Source organism: Methylobacterium sp. NPDC080182 (assembly GCF_050281105.1).
Lineage (GTDB): Bacteria > Pseudomonadota > Alphaproteobacteria > Rhizobiales > Beijerinckiaceae > Methylobacterium.
On sequence record NZ_JBNNWO010000010.1, the window covers coordinates 223,680 to 236,063 of the forward strand.

A 12,384-nucleotide genomic window follows, 5' to 3' on the forward strand; every position below is an offset into this window, starting at 1 on the left:
GCGCGTGTTTCCCGCACGGACCTGAACTGAGTTGCCGCACGGCGTCACATCACAGGGGGGAACGATGACCGGAACCGAGGATCGGAAGGACCTGATCGCGCCGAAGCCGCCGGAACTCGCCTCGCCCTGGCGCACCGAGGCGCGAGCGGCGCTGCAGGACGAGGCCCGGGCCTTCGCCCGCGACACCGTCCTGCCGCTCGCCGACGAGCTCGACCGTCACAAGGCCGAGATGCCGCGGTCGCTCATCGACGCCATGGCCGAGAAGGGCTGGTTCGGGATCACGATCCCGGCGGAGCACGGCGGCCTCGGGCTCGGCGTGTTCGAGTACTGCCTCGTCTCGGAGGAGCTGGCCCGGGCCTGGCTCTCGGTGGGCAGCATCCTGGCCCGCGGTCAGGGCCTCGGCACCCAGACCCTCGACCCGGACCGCCGGGCGGAGCTGATCCGGCGCTCGGCCCGGGGGCAGTGGATCGGCTCGATCTCGCTGTCGGAACCCGATGCCGGGTCCGACCTCGCCGGCGTGCAGACCCGCGCGGTGCGCGACGGCGACCGATGGCGGATCACCGGGACCAAGCGCTGGGCGGGGTTCGCCAAGGGCGCCGACTTCATCGAGGTCCTGGCCCGGACCCGCGACCCGGAGCCGGGCGAGTCGCGCTCGGCCGGCCTCGAGCCGTTCCTCGTGCTCAAGGAGCGCGACAGCTTCCCGCCCGGCGTGACCGGCCGGGTGATCGACAAGATCGGCTATCACGGCTTCCAGACCTTCGAGCTGAGCCTGGAGGACGTGTGCGTGCCCGAGAGCGACCGGCTCACCGGGCTCTACGGCGACCAGGGGGCGGACGCGGATTCCGGAGGGTTCGCCGCCGTCCAGCGCGGCCTCAACATCGCCCGGGTGCACACGGCGGCCCGGGCCGTCGGCGTCGCACGCGCGGCGGTCGAGGATTGCCAGAGCTACCTGCAGGAGCGCGTCCAGTTCGGACACCCGATCGGCGACTTCCAGGCGCTGCGCTTCGCGCTGGCCGACATGGCCGCCAAGGTCGCGCAGGCGCGGGCCTTCTGGCATCAGGTCGCCCACCTCCTCGACCAGGGCGATGCCGCCGAGAGCGAGTCGGCGATGGTGAAGCTCTTGGCCACCGAGATGGCGGTGCGGGTCACCAACCAAGCGATGCAGCTCCACGGTGGCAACGGCTACACCACCGAGCGCCGGGTCGAGCGCTACTGGCGCGACGCGCGGCTGACGACGATCTTCGAGGGCACGAGCGAGATCCAGCGGCGGATCATCAGCGACCGTATGCTGCCGCGGCCCGGGGCCTGACCGACCGGGAGCGATCGCGCGCGGCCGTGCGGCGAATCGTCGATCGGGACTCCCCGCCCGGCGCCGCCCGGCTACCTCAGGACTCTGTCCTGCCCGGCGGACCGGGTGCCGCCATCCGGAAGCCCCGTGTCGAAGCCCATCAGCGATTACGCCCTCATCGGTGACACCCATTCCTGCGCGCTGATCGCCCGGGACGGCTCCATCGACTGGCTGTGCTGGCCGCGCCACGATTCGCCGGCGCTGTTCGTGAAGCTCCTCGACGACGAGAAGGGCGGATCGTGCAGCCTCGCCCTCGACGGCCCGACCGGGAGCGCGCGCCGCTACCTGCCGGACACCAACATCCTGGAGACGACCTTCACCACGGAGACCGGCCGGGCGCGCCTCGTCGACCTGATGCCCGTCAACCCGCCGAGCCCGGAGCCCGACGAGGGGCCGGACGGCGAGAGCGAGAGCCGCCTGATCCGGCTGCTGACCTGCGAGCAGGGCCGGGTCTCGGGCGTGTTCCGGGTCCGCCCGACCTTCGACTACGCCCGTCGCCCGTGCACGCCGCTGGTCGAGGGCGGGTCGGTCCTGTTCGAGGCCGGTGACTGGCGCGTGCGGGTCAACGCGCACGCGTGCCCGACCCTCGCGGGCGACGCGGCCGAGGTCCGCTTCGACCTCGCGGAGGGCGAGACCGCCTACCTGGTCCTGACCCACGGCGAGGATCAGGACGAGGCCTGCATCGAGGATTTCGCCGGCGCCCAAAGGCGGCTGGAGTCGACCGCCGATTACTGGCGCCGTTGGTGCGCCCGGAGCACCTATCGCGGCGCCTACCGGGACGCGGTGATGCGGTCCGCCCTGTGCCTGAAGCTGCTGACCTACTCGCCCTCGGGCGGGATCGTCGCGGCGGCCACGGCCGGCCTGCCCGAGGCGGTCCCGGGCAACCGCAACTACGATTACCGCTTCACCTGGATGCGGGACGCCGCCTTCACGGTCACCGCCTTCGTGATGCTGGGCTACGTCCGCGAGGCGTCCGAGTTCCTGCGCTTCCTGCGCGAGCGCGACGGCACCTTCGGGCGGGAGACTCGGCTCATGTACGGCATCGCCGGCGACATGCCGCCGGAGGAGGCATTGAGCCACCTCGCCGGCTGGAACGGCGTGGGGCCGGTGGTGATCGGCAACATCGCCGAGTGCCAGGACCAGCACGACATCTACGGCGAGCTGATCCGGGCGCTGTGCGTCTTCCTCGAGGCGGTCGATTACGACCCGCCCGAGAAGGTCAACGACCGGCTGCCGGAGGTGCTGGACAACCTCACTGCCCGGGCCATCCGTCACCGCCACGACGCGGATAACGGCATCTGGGAGCTGCGCACCGGGCCGCGCCAGCAGGTCCACACCAAGGCGATGATCTGGGTCGCCCTGCGGGACGCGGCCCGGATCGCCTGCAACATCGCGGGCGTGCCGGAGGCGAAGATCGCCGAGTGGGAGCGGATCGCCGCCGAGGTCCGGTCGGAATACCTGGAGAAGGGCTGGAACGCCGAGAAGCGGGCCTATGTCGGCGCCTACGATTCGCACCACCTCGACGCCGCGGTCCTGCGCGTCGCCCTGTTCGGGGCCCTCGACCCGCGGGAGCCGCGCATGCGCGAGACCCTGGCGGCGGTCGAGCGCGAACTGGGCGTCGGCGACCTGATCTACCGCTACCGCATGGAGGACGGGCTGGACGGCGACGAGGCCACGTTCACGGCCTGCGCGTTCTGGCGGGTCGGCTGCCTCGCCCTCGACGGGCGGACCAGCGAGGCCAGGGCCGCCTTCGAGCGCCTGATCGCCCGGTGCAACGATGTCGGGCTGCTCGCCGAGGAGATCGACCCGGCCACCGGGGCGCAGCGCGGGAACACGCCGCAGGGCTTCTCCCACATGGCCCTGATCAACGCCGCGCTGCGGCTGGAGGACAGCATCGCGCGCTTCGGCGTGGACGACGGGGCGGAGACCGTCACGCGGTCGGCCGCCGAGTAGCGGCGCCCCGGCCCCCGGCACGGGCCGGTCCACGCCACGTCGCGGCTGCGGCGCGAACCATCCCGAGCTGACCGTGCCGCTCTTCGCCTACGGCTTCGGCTTCGCGCCGACGGCATCCGCCAGTGCGTCGGCGCGGGCTCCTGCATCGACCGCATCTACGAAGGCGGCGACGCCCTGTGCATCCAGAACGCCGCCACGGGCCGCGAGGCCACGATGCCCCACGAGATCCGAAAGGCGGATGTCCGCCGCCGCGTCGTGGTCGTCGGCGCGGGGCCCGCCGGACTCGAGGCGGCCCGCGTCTGCGCCGAGCGCGGCCACGCGGTCGTGCTGTTCGAGAAGGGCGCCCAGCCCGGCGGGCAGATCAACCTGGCGGCGAAGGCCGGCTGGCGCGAGGCGATGTCGGGCATCACCCGGTGGCTCGTCGCCCAGGTCACCAAGCTCGGCGTCGACCTGCGCCTGAACACGGCCGCCACCGAGGAGGCGATCCGCGCCGAGAAGCCCGACGTGGTGATCGTCGCGACCGGCGGCAGCCCGTTCCGCGGCCACGCCAAGGGGGCGGAGGCGCACGCCGTGACCACCGCCGAGGTGCTCTCCGGTGCGGTCGAGCCGACCGGCTCGGTCCTGCTCTACGACGAGATGGGCCAGCACAACGCGGCCTCGGTCGCCGAGCTGTTGCCAAGCGCGGCTGTCTCGTGGAGATCGCCACCCACGACCGGATGGTGGCCGAGGAGGTCGGCACCACGAACCAGCCGATTTACCTGCGCGAACTCTACCGGCTCGGCGTCGTGATGACGCCGAACATGGAGCTGATCGAGATCTATCCCGAGGGCAACCGCTTCGTGGCGGCCCTGCGCAACACCATGACCGACGCCGAGGAGGAGCGCCTCGTCGACCGCATCGTGGTCGAGCACGGGACGCTCCCGGTGGACGGGCTCTACCACGGCCTCAAGGCCAACTCGGTGAATGGCGGCCAGACCGACCAGGGGGCCCTGCTCCGCGGCGAGCCGCAGCCCTTCGACCTGTCCTGGTGCTACGCCCTCCACCGGATCGGCGACGCCGTGGCCGGGCGCAACATCCACGCGGCGCTCTACGACGCCCTGCGGCTGTGCAAGGACATCTGAGCTGAGCCATGGCCGGTCCCGTCTCTCTGGCCACCGTGTTTCCCGGACTCGTCTGGGCGATGGCGGCGCTGGCCCTCGTTCAGGTCGCGCGCCGGGCGGCCCTCTGGCGGGCCGGAGCGTCGGCCTCGGTAGCGTGGCTCGACGGCCTCGCCAAGCTGCCCCGGCGCTACCTCGTGGACGTGCACCACGTCGTGGCGCGGGACGCCTACGCGTCGCGGATGCACGCGGTGGTGGCGGGCGGCCTGCTCGCCGCCTCTATCCTGACGGCTCTGGCGGTCCTGCCGCCGCTCGGCGGGCCCGCGCCCTACTGGATTCTCGTCGCCCTGGCCTTCGGCGTCACGGCCGCCGGGTCGCTGCTCGTCGGCGCGCGCCGCTACCCGCGCAGGACGCCGCGCCTCTCGTCCGGGCGGTTCCAGATCCTGCCCGTCCTCCTCGTCGCCTACGCCCTCGGCGGCGCGGTGACGGCCCTCGCGCTGGCCTCCGGCGGCGGTGGCCTCCTCGCCCCGCTCGCCCTGGCGCTCGCGGCGGCTGGCGGGCTCGGCCTCGCCTTCGAGGTGCGGCACGGCCCGATGCGCCACGCCGCGGCGGGCGCCCTCCACCTCGTCGCCCATCCGCGGCCCGGCCGCTTCGAAGGACAACCCGACACCGCGCTCCAGCCCCTCGACCTAGAAGCCCCGCGTCTCGGCGCCGCGATGCCGGCGGACTTCACCTGGAACCGGCTCGTCTCCTACGACGCCTGCGTCAGCTGCGGGCGCTGCGAGACGGCCTGCCCGGCCTTCGCGGCCGGCCAGCCACTCAATTCGAAGCGGCTCATTCAAGATCTCGTCGCGGGCCTGTCGGCGGCTGAGCCTGCCTACGCCGGTGCGCCCTACCCGGGCGGCCGCGAGGCCGCGGGCGCGCGCGGTCCCCTCGGCCGCCTGATCGGGCCGGACGCCCGGATCCGTCCCGACACGCTCTGGTCCTGCACCACCTGCCGCGCCTGCGTCGAGGAATGCCCGATGATGATCGAGCACGTCGACGCGGTGGTGGCGCTCCGCCGCCACGAGACCCTGGAGCGCGGCGCCCTCCCCGAGATGGCGGTCGCCCCGGTGACGGAGTTGCGCCAGGCCGGCGATTCCGGCGGCCGGCCGCTCCGGGCCCGCACCGACTTCGCCGCGGGCCTCGACCTGCCGCTGATCGCCGACCGGGAGAGCACCGACGTGCTGCTCTGGCTCGGCGAGGGCGCCTACGATCTCCGCTACGGCCGCACGCTCCGGGCCCTCGTGCGGCTCCTGCGGGAGGCGGGCGTGGCCTTCGCCGTCCTCGGCCCGGAGGAGCGCTACACCGGCGACCTCGCCCTGCGGCTCGGGGACGAGGCGACCTTTCAGGATCTCGCCCGCACGAACGCCGCGACGCTGGCCCGCCACCGCTTCCGGCGCATCGTCACCGCGGATCCGCACGCCCTTCACGCCCTGCGCAACGAGTACCCGGCCTTCGGCGCCCGCTACCCGGTGGTGCACCACACCGCGTTGCTCCTGGAGCTGGTCCGGGACGGGCGCCTGAACCCGGGGCGCCTGCCGGACCGGGCCGTGACCTATCACGACCCCTGCTACCTCGCCCGCTACAACGGGGAGACGGAGGCGCCCCGCGCCCTGCTCGACGCGATCGGGCTGACCCGGATCGAGATGGCCCGCTCCGGGCGCCGCGCCATGTGCTGCGGCGGCGGCGGCGGCGCCCCGGTGAGCGACATTCCCGGCGAGCGGCGCATCCCCGACCTGCGGATGGCCCAGGCGGCCGAGACCGGCGCCGGAACCGTCGCGGTCGCCTGCCCGTCCTGCACGGCAATGCTGGAGGGCGTGATCGACCGCAGGGCCGAGATCCGCGACGTCGCGGAATTGCTCCTCGAGGCCGTCGAGGCGGGACGATGACCCGCTTCCGACGCGACCCGCGTGCCGACCGGGCCGCCCAGCGCGTCGCGCCTCGCGACGCCGGAGACCGGCCGCGCTTCGACCGCAGCGCGCGCCGGACAGGCGTCCGTCCGCGCCGCGACCCGCGCGCCGAGCGACAGTCCGGCGCGTCGCCGGCTACGCCCGCCCGCGCTTCGACGTGAGCCAGCAGGACCGCTCCGCGGTGCCGGTGGCGGTCCAGGCGGCTCGCCCGGCCCAAGCGGCCCCCACCGTCGTGACGGTGGAGAATCCCGCCTTCCTCGTGGTCGCGGTGCCCGACTGTGCCGGCGGCCGGCTCTCGACCCACGACCGGCAGCTCCTCGGCGCCGCGCGGATTCTCGCGGGACGCGACGGCGCGGTCGTGCTACTCGCCGACGGCGACTGCGCCGGATGCGGTGCAGCCGGCGCGCACCGTCTCCTCGCGCACGGAGACGGTGACCGGGCCTACGATCCGACCGGTCGCGCCGCCCGGATCGCCGCGGCCCTGACGGCGCTCGATCCGCGGCACGTCCTGTTCCCGGAAACCCTCGACGGCGGCGACCTGGCCCGAAGGGTCGCGGTCCGGCTCGGCGCGCCGCTGCTCACCCAGGCCGAGGTTGTCTCCGACTCCGGGCTGATCCGCCCGGCGCGCGGCCGCAGCGTTGAGCAGCGGGCCGCGCCGGGTCTCCTCGCCACCGTCGCCCCCGACGCGGTGGCCGAGTATGCTGGCCCACCCCGGGAAGCGCGGCCGCTGGCGGTCGCGACGGCGGGGCTCGCGCCCGCCCGGACGGCGATCCTCTCGGCGCAGAACGTCCCGGCAGACCCCGCCACGGTGCCGCTCGCCCTCGCCGCGTTCGTAACCGCGGCGGGCAGCGGCGTCACCGATCTCGACGCGTTCCGGCAGCTCGTCGCGGCCCTCCGCGCGACCCCGGGCGCGAGGCGGGTCCTGTGCGATTCCGGGCAGATGCCGCGCCGGACCCAGGTCGGCGCCTCCGGCACCATCCTGGCGGCGACCTGCTACCTCGCCCTCGGTATCTCGGGCGCGCCGCAGCACCTGCAGGGTGTCGCGGGCTGCGAGCACGTCGTGGCAGTCAACACCGACCTGCACGCGGCGATGATCGAGCGGGCGGGCCTCGCCATCGTGCAGGACGCGCAGGCGGTCATGCCCGCCCTGCTGCGGCTCCTGGCCGAGGAAGCCGCGTGCCCGGTGGGCAGCCCGTGACCAGCGTCGTGCTCCTCTCCGCGGGACGGCATCCGGTCTCTGGCGCGACGGTCCTGCCGCGGCTGGAGGTCCAGGCGATCCGCCTCGCGACGGGCCTCGGCGAGACCGTGGGCCTCCACGCCGGGCCGGACACGGCCGCCGTCGCGGACGCCCTGGGCCACGGCCTGTCCCGGATCGTCCACGTCCGCGTGCCGGCGGGGGCAGATCCGGGACAGGCCCTCTCCACGCGCCTCGCGGGTATGGCGCCCGGCCTGATCCTTGCGGGCCGTCGCGGCCAGGGGGGCGACGAGACCGGGATGGTTCCCTACGCGGTCGCGCAGGCCCTCGACGGCCTCCTGATCCCCGATATCGTCGCCCTCGCGCCCGGCGACGCGGGCGAATTGTCCCTCGACCAGACCCTCGGCCGCGGTGCCCGCCGCCGCGTGCGCCTGCGCGGTCCGGTCCTGGCCACGATCCATCCCGACGCGCCCGCGCCGCTCCCCTTCGCCTACGGGAAGGCGCGGCGCGGCGTGATCGAGACCGTCGAGGGCGAGCCGGCCGCGGCGGCCCCCCCGTCCCGGTCTTCGAGGAGCGCCCCTATCGCCGCCGGCCGAAAATCGTGAAAGGTGCGCCGTCCGGCGGCTCGGCGGGGGAGCGGCTGAGGGCGGCGACCGGAGAGGCCGCGTCCGGCGGCGGGCGCCTCCTCGTCCGGGCCGAGCCCGACGAGGCCGCCCGGGAGATTCTGACTCACCTGCGCCGGATCGGCGTCCTCGGTCCGCCGGCCCGCGAATCCCGATGAGGAACCCGATGGCTATGACCTCCGACGATCTCCTGGCCCGGCTGCGCGCGCTCGGGGTCGCCTACAAGCTCTACGAGCACGCGCCGGTCCTGACCGTCGAGGCGATGATGGCGGCCTGCGGCGACATCGTCGGCGCGCACACCAAAAACCTGTTCCTTCGCGACGGCAAGAAGACGTACTTCCTCGTCACGCTCCGTCACGACGCCCAGGTGGACCTGAAGGCGTTCCGGGCCGTCCTCGGCGCGCGGGGCGGCCTGTCCTTCGCCAGTGCCGAGGCGCTCGGCGAGCAGCTCGGCGTCGCGAGCGGCGCGGTGTCGCCGCTCGCCGCCCTCAACGCCGCGCCGGGCAGCGTGCGGATCTTCGTCCAGGACAGCCTGCTCGCGGAGGCGCGGATCAACGTCCATCCCCTGGTGAGCACGCGCACCCTCAACCTCGCGCCCGACGACCTGCTGGCCGCGCTCCGCGCAGAGGGTCACGCGCCGGAGCCGTTCGCGCTGCCGGGGGCGTCGCAGGCGGCCTGACACGATCCCCTGCGAGGCCGCACGGGACGTCGCGCTCAGCAGGCGGCCACGTTGACCGCGAGGCCGCCGAGGGAGGTTTCCTTGTACTTGGCCTGCATGTCGTGGCCGGTCTGGCGCATCGTCTCGATGACCTGATCGAGGCTGACGAAATGCACCCCGTCGCCGTGGAGGGCGAGGGATGCGGCCGCCACCGCCTTGTTGGCACCGAAGGCGTTGCGCTCGATGCAGGGGATCTGGACGAGCCCCCCGATCGGGTCGCAGGTCATGCCCAGATGGTGCTCCATGGCGATCTCGGCGGCGTTGGCGACCTGCCGCGCGTCGCCCCCGAGGACGGACGCGAGCCCGGCCGCCGCCATGGCGGCCGCGGAGCCGACCTCGCCCTGGCAGCCGACCTCGGCGCCCGAGATCGAGGCCCGGCGCTTGATCAGACCGCCGATCGCCGCGGCGGCGAGGAGGTAGTCGCGGCCGCGCGCCTCGCTCCAGCCGGGATAGAAGTCGACGATGTAGCGCAGCACCGCCGGCACGATCCCGGCCGCGCCGTTGGTCGGCGCCGTGACGATCCGGCCGCCGGACGCGTTCTCCTCGTTCACCGCCAGGGCGAACAGGCTGATCCAGTCCATGATCTCGTGGGCCGGCCGGCTGTTCGTGAGGCGGTTCGCCTCGAGGGTCTCGTGCAGGCGCTTCGCGCGCCGCCGGACCCTGAGGCCGCCGGGCAGCTCGCCGTCCATGCGCAGGCCACGACTGATGCAGGCCAGCATGGCGTCGCGGACGGCGTCGAGCCCGGCCTCGATCTCCGCCTCGGTGCGCAGGGCGCGCTCGTTGGCCATCTGGACCTGCGGGATGGTGAGGCCGGTCTCGGCGCAGATCCGCAGCAGGTCGGCACCGCTCTCGAACGGGTGGGGCACCGCGACGGCGCCGAGGCCGCCGGTCTCCCCCGCCCCCTCCTCCTCGACGAAGCCGCCGCCGACCGAGTAGCAGACCACCTCGTCCAGCACGGCGCCATCGGCGTCCAGGGCGCGGAAGCGCATGCCGTTGGTGTGGCGGGGCAGGACCTCGGCGAAGTTGAAGACAAGGTCCTTCGTCGTGTCGAAGGCGACGCCCGGCAGGCCGATGGCGCCGGTCTCGGCCAGGGTTCGCGTGTAGCCCGTCACGGCGTCCGGATCGACGGTCGCGGGCTCGTGGCCGAGCAGGCCGAGGAAGATCGCCACGTCGGTGCCGTGGCCGCGCCCGGTCCAGGCGAGGGAGCCGAAGATCTCCGCGGACACCCGCGCGACGCCGGCCCGGCCGGAGACGCGGTCGCGGAAGCGGCGCGCGGCCACCATGGGCCCGATCGTGTGGGAACTCGACGGGCCGATCCCGATCTTGAACAGATCGAAGGCGCTGATCATCGCGCGGCGGCTCTCTCCAGCGGGCCGGCCCCGAAGGCGGCTTCCTGCAGCAAGCCATACACGTAGGTCGCGAAGGACCGCCAGCACTCAACCCGGTATGTCGGGACCGGGCCGGGGCGACGGATCAGCACGATCTCGGCTTTGCCGAGGAGCGTGGGGTGGCGCTGCCCGCCGGGAAGGCGGCGTCGCCGAGGTCGAGGGGGCAGCCGGCGTTGAGGGCGATCGCGGCCGCGTCCCCGCGGACGTCGATCCCGACATTGCGGTGCGACACGTCCACGAGGGCGTGCGTCCGGCCGGCGAGGTCGGTGCTCACGGCGGCGGCCAGGATGTCGGCATCGGTCTCGGGCGCGCCGATCAGCCACTCGTCGGGGCCGAGGCGGGCGATCCACCGGGTCTCGTCGCCCGACAGGGTGTTGATCGGGCGGTCGAGGGGGAAACCGGCCGCCGACGTGCGGGGACCGCGCAGGCGCAGGGAGAAGCGCGCCTCGGCTTCGGCCGGCCGGATCAGGAGTCCGGCGCCGGCCGGCGCCTCGGTGCGGCCGAGCGGGAGCGCCCGGGCGGTGCGGTAGCGTGCCTCAAGCATGGATGCGCTCCCCTTCGGATCGAAGAACACCGGCTCGGCCACGGTCGCGGTGGTGAAGCCGTCCGGGGTCGTGACGTGGAGGGTCCGGCCGAGTAGGTCGCGCCCGCCCGTCACGAGGGCCAGCGCGATGGAGCGGTCGCAATTCGCGCTCCAGTAGCTCGAGGTGACGTGGCCGAGCATCCGCATCGGGATCGGCTGGTTCGGGTCGGCGACGACCTGGGCGCCCTCGTCGAGGACGCATCGCGGGTCGTCGGTGACGAGCCCGATCAGCTGCTTGCGGCCGGAGGCGACCCCGTCGGGCCGGGCGAGCGAGCGCTTACCGACGAAATCCGTCTTCGCCTTGGCGATCATGCCGGCCAGCCCGACAGCATCCGGGGTGACGGTCCCGTCCGTCTCCTGACCGACGATGATGTAGCCCTTCTCGGCCCGGAGCACGTGCATCGTCTCGGTCCCGGGTCGCGAGGCCCTCGCGCAGCTCCAGCCGAAGATCTTGCTCACGCCCGCTAGGTAATACGACCCATGTGGTTACGATCTCTGCGATCTGTTGCATTTTCCAGTCGTCGACTATTACCCTGAGCTGAGCGAGACTTTTATCAATGACAATGAAAAGCTACCGGCGGGCCCCTCACGGGCTTGCCTTTCTGCGACGCATTCTGGCGGGAAGACGACACCTCCGGAAGTTTACCGGCATGAATTCACAATGCGCTGCAGCATTGGTACCGATTTATACAGCGGTGAGAACATATTGTGCAGGAACGGCCGCGTTCCTTTGCAGGCGCATCGTTCGCGGCGCCGCGGCTTGTTCTTCACGCTCCCGCGATCATCGACTCGGTCACGCGGACCGCACGGTTCGCGCCCGGGCACGACGTCGCCGGATCGACGGCGATCCGAGAGGCTGACGATCGTTCTGCCGCAACGGTGAGCGTCACATCTCCGTCGAGGCCGAGTCCCGTTCCCGTGCGTCCGCACCGGATGACCCAGTACGCCTGACTCGGCGGCCCCGATGGGCTACGAGGCGTCCGGCCGAAGCAATGGACGCGTGGATGCGGTTAGAGATCGAGCGGAAGTTCCTCGTGGCAGGCGCGGGCTGGCGCGACGCGGCCACATCCATTCGGCACCTGAAGGACGGCTTGGTCGGTCATTTCGCGCGCGGGAAGGTCCGGGTGCGGCTCGACGGCGAGCGTGCCTGGCTGACGGTCAAGGGCGCGCGCGAAGGCATCGCTCGCGCGGAGTTCGAGTACGAGATCCCGCATGCCGACGGCGCCGCCATGGTCGATCAGGTGTGCACCGGCAACGTGATCGAGAAGATCCGCTACTGCGTGCCGCACGACGGACTGACCTGGGAGGTCGACGTCTTCCAGGGTTCGCTGGCCGGGATGGTCCTGGCCGAGGTCGAGCTCGCGCGGGCCGATCAGTCCTTCAGCAAGCCCGCTTGGCTCGGCGAGGAGGTGACTGGCGACCTGCGGTTCCGCCAGTCCACACTGCTCCATCTCTGCTGCGAGGCCGGCCGGCCGATCACGATGGACGACGTGCTGCGGCTGCCGGTGGCCGCTTAGCGACGCGGCT

Annotated in this window: 7 protein-coding genes and 4 pseudogenes; 8 read left to right on the forward strand and 3 right to left on the reverse strand. The window is 73.1% G+C overall.

Features of this window, described 5'->3' with window-relative positions; translation table 11 throughout:
- Positions 1-64: 64 nt before the first annotated feature.
- The 7 genes and pseudogenes from ACQKQD_RS19080 to ACQKQD_RS19110 all read left to right on the forward strand — a co-directional run bounded on the left by ACQKQD_RS19080 (position 65) and on the right by ACQKQD_RS19110 (position 8,847).
- Positions 65-1,309, forward strand: coding sequence for an acyl-CoA dehydrogenase family protein (locus ACQKQD_RS19080; RefSeq protein WP_427509259.1), 1,245 nt, complete (start codon positions 65-67; stop codon positions 1,307-1,309).
- 126 nt (positions 1,310-1,435) lie between these two features.
- Entirely contained in the window at positions 1,436-3,301 is a 1,866-nt protein-coding gene (locus ACQKQD_RS19085) for a glycoside hydrolase family 15 protein (RefSeq protein WP_427509260.1), read from the forward strand.
- Between the two features lie 102 nt (positions 3,302-3,403).
- Positions 3,404-4,422: pseudogene (locus ACQKQD_RS19090) on the forward strand (FAD-dependent oxidoreductase); the annotation flags it as partial.
- Positions 4,423-4,430: 8 nt separating this feature from the next.
- Complete coding sequence (locus ACQKQD_RS19095) at positions 4,431-6,329, forward strand: DUF3483 domain-containing protein (RefSeq protein WP_427509261.1); 1,899 nt, start codon at positions 4,431-4,433, stop codon at positions 6,327-6,329.
- Positions 6,326-7,548 (forward strand): annotated as a pseudogene (locus ACQKQD_RS19100) (electron transfer flavoprotein subunit alpha/FixB family protein). The gene ACQKQD_RS19095 and the pseudogene ACQKQD_RS19100 overlap by 4 nt, the downstream one beginning before the upstream one ends.
- Positions 7,545-8,326 (forward strand): annotated as a pseudogene (locus ACQKQD_RS19105) (electron transfer flavoprotein subunit beta). Before ACQKQD_RS19100 ends, ACQKQD_RS19105 begins: the two co-directional pseudogenes overlap by 4 nt.
- Positions 8,327-8,334: 8 nt before the next feature.
- A complete protein-coding gene (locus tag ACQKQD_RS19110) occupies positions 8,335-8,847 on the forward strand; it encodes a prolyl-tRNA synthetase associated domain-containing protein (protein WP_427509262.1) in 513 nt (170 codons plus the stop codon).
- Between the two features lie 35 nt (positions 8,848-8,882).
- Here the strand turns inward: ACQKQD_RS19110 and ACQKQD_RS19115 are convergent, their stop codons facing one another.
- From ACQKQD_RS19115 to ACQKQD_RS19125, 3 genes and pseudogenes are all read right to left on the reverse strand, one after another.
- On the reverse strand, positions 8,883-10,235 hold the full coding sequence (locus tag ACQKQD_RS19115; protein WP_091976410.1) for an L-serine ammonia-lyase: 1,353 nt from the start codon (positions 10,233-10,235) through the stop codon (positions 8,883-8,885).
- 124 nt (positions 10,236-10,359) lie between these two features.
- Complete coding sequence (locus ACQKQD_RS19120; protein WP_427509263.1) at positions 10,360-10,818, reverse strand: sarcosine oxidase subunit gamma; 459 nt, start codon at positions 10,816-10,818, stop codon at positions 10,360-10,362.
- A pseudogene (locus ACQKQD_RS19125) lies at positions 10,811-11,271 on the reverse strand (glycine cleavage T C-terminal barrel domain-containing protein); the annotation flags it as partial. The gene ACQKQD_RS19120 and the pseudogene ACQKQD_RS19125, both read right to left, overlap by 8 nt.
- A gap of 590 nt (positions 11,272-11,861) precedes the next feature.
- Here ACQKQD_RS19125 and ACQKQD_RS19130 point away from each other — a divergent pair.
- Positions 11,862-12,374, forward strand: coding sequence for a CYTH domain-containing protein (locus ACQKQD_RS19130; protein WP_091677196.1), 513 nt, complete (start codon positions 11,862-11,864; stop codon positions 12,372-12,374).
- Positions 12,375-12,384 lie beyond the last annotated feature (10 nt).

Excerpts from the sequence above, each read along its gene's own strand:
- ACQKQD_RS19080 (WP_427509259.1), top strand. The coding sequence starts at position 65 with ATGACCGGAACCGAGGATCGGAAGGACCTGATCGCGCCGAAGCCGCCG.
- ACQKQD_RS19095 (WP_427509261.1), top strand. The coding sequence starts at position 4,431 with ATGGCCGGTCCCGTCTCTCTGGCCACCGTGTTTCCCGGACTCGTCTGG.
- ACQKQD_RS19110 (WP_427509262.1), top strand. The coding sequence starts at position 8,335 with ATGGCTATGACCTCCGACGATCTCCTGGCCCGGCTGCGCGCGCTCGGG.
- ACQKQD_RS19115 (WP_091976410.1), bottom strand. The coding sequence starts at position 10,235 with ATGATCAGCGCCTTCGATCTGTTCAAGATCGGGATCGGCCCGTCGAGT.
- ACQKQD_RS19120 (WP_427509263.1), bottom strand. The coding sequence starts at position 10,818 with ATGCTTGAGGCACGCTACCGCACCGCCCGGGCGCTCCCGCTCGGCCGC.
- ACQKQD_RS19130 (WP_091677196.1), top strand. The coding sequence starts at position 11,862 with ATGCGGTTAGAGATCGAGCGGAAGTTCCTCGTGGCAGGCGCGGGCTGG.